Annotated in this window: 1 protein-coding gene; it reads right to left on the bottom strand. The window is 28.7% G+C overall.

The window, feature by feature from the left end; genetic code table 11:
• Positions 1-128 precede the first annotated feature (128 nt).
• Positions 129-1,706, bottom strand: coding sequence for an ABC transporter ATP-binding protein (locus EAI80_RS12860; RefSeq protein WP_129982352.1), 1,578 nt, complete (start codon positions 1,704-1,706; stop codon positions 129-131).
• Positions 1,707-1,957 lie beyond the last annotated feature (251 nt).

Here is a 1,957-nt window from a genome sequence, read left to right on the forward strand (position 1 = left end):
ATCCCAATTTTTATTATTCTATTCATAGGTAACCCTCCTTATTTGTTTGCGGTAATCCCACAATACTATGAATTTTTATTTCTACTCAAAGTATAATGGTAAATCCACGATTGAACAATTAAGGAGAGTTACTTTTTTTGTTTCCTCCTCGTCATTTCATATTGTCTATGAGTAATCATGATACATGTATTATTTCTGTTCAATAGATTCTTTTCTACTTCTTTTGCAGTTACATGATCTAAGTTAGATGTGGGTTCATCATAGATCAATAAATCTGTATTCTTTAATAAAGTTCTTGCAATACTGATTCTCTGTTTTTCTCCTCCAGAGATATTATTCCCATTTTCATTGATGACAGTATCTAATCCATCAGGTAATGATTCTACAAAATGATCTAATCCTGCCTCATGTACAATTTGATTAACCTGTTCTATTGAATAATCATTATAATAAGTAATATTGTTTTTTAGTGTATCATTGAGAATAGGTGCATTTTGATGAACCATGGATAAATGAGAGTAAACACTACTCATATCAATTTCATTGAGATTTACATCATTGATAAAGATATTTCCTTTATAGTTATCATAGTAATTTAAAAGAAGCTTAACGATAGTGGACTTCCCACATCCACTATTACCGACAATCGCATACTTCTTATTTTTAAGAAATTCATAGCTAAAATCATGAATGATCTCTTTGTTTTCAGTATAACCAAATGATATATGATCCATAGTGATTTGATTTAGACCATTTATTTTAATTCCAGTTTGAACCATTTTAATATCCATATATTCCTGTAATTTAAGTTCAATAGGTTTTGTGCTCTTTAATAATGGAAGTTCACTAGATAATCGTCCTAGAGGATTCGCAATATTGTTTACAAGTTGTGTGATTGCCATCATTTCACCAATAGTAATTTGATTCTTGATGACAAAATAGAGTGATATAAGTGTTGTCATAACACTTACACCAAGTGATGATAAAGTTGAAAAACCTGCTATAATTCCTTCACAATATCTAAAGTTTTCCATACTTTCTTCATATATATTATCTGCATGATCAAAGTCTTCTATTACTTTATGAGTCACCTGGAAACATTTGATGATTTCAAAAGAATTGAATAAATCCTTAATCTTCACATTCAAATCACTGAATTTATTAATAGAATCTATCTGCTTATGGGATAATATTTTACCTAATAATACAGGTACAAATATCGCAATCACATTAATCAATATGATTATGACAGCAAGTTCAAATTGGAATGAGATGACTGCAATTAAACAAATGAAAAATTGAGATAAGTCAGAGATGATTGTGAGAAGATTATCAAAATAATTCTTTTCAAGTATCTTTAAATCATTATTAAATATGCTCGTATAGACTGAACTGTTTTCCTTATTGAAGTCTTTGATACTCTTTGAGAATATGCCTTTAAATAAATCATGTTTCAAAGACAACATGACTTTCTTGAGGAATTTTGCTTTAAAGAAACCTCTTAGTATATGAAGAGTAAAATTAATGATGATAAAGAAAATAGTAAGAATCATCACATGGTAAAACTGTGTAATATTTTTTGCGGTTGAGGTATCAATCATTCTTTTGAGAATATTAGCTAAAAAGACAGACATAAGACCTGCTGTTGAAAACAAAATAATGCAAATAGAAAAATAAAAGAGACTTGATTTGATATATTTCTTCATATTAGATTGTACCTCCCTTATCTATCGATATATCTTTATTAAGTATAAAACTATCTGTAAACACAATCTACACTTTTGAATAAATCGAAAAAAAAGAGAGTAACTAAATAGACTTGGGGTTTACTCAAGCTTTGAAAAAGTCAGGGGTATGAACTCCTGGCTTTGCTTTTATGCTGTCAACTTTTTAGGGGCAGTTTTCTGCTATCTGTTTTGTTTATTTCATAAATCATTTATCATGTTCTTAAGGTCAA

Origin of the sequence: Catenibacterium sp. co_0103 (genome assembly GCF_004168205.1) — a bacterium.
GTDB classification, from domain to species: Bacteria; Bacillota_I; Bacilli_A; order Erysipelotrichales; family Coprobacillaceae; genus Catenibacterium; species Catenibacterium mitsuoka_A.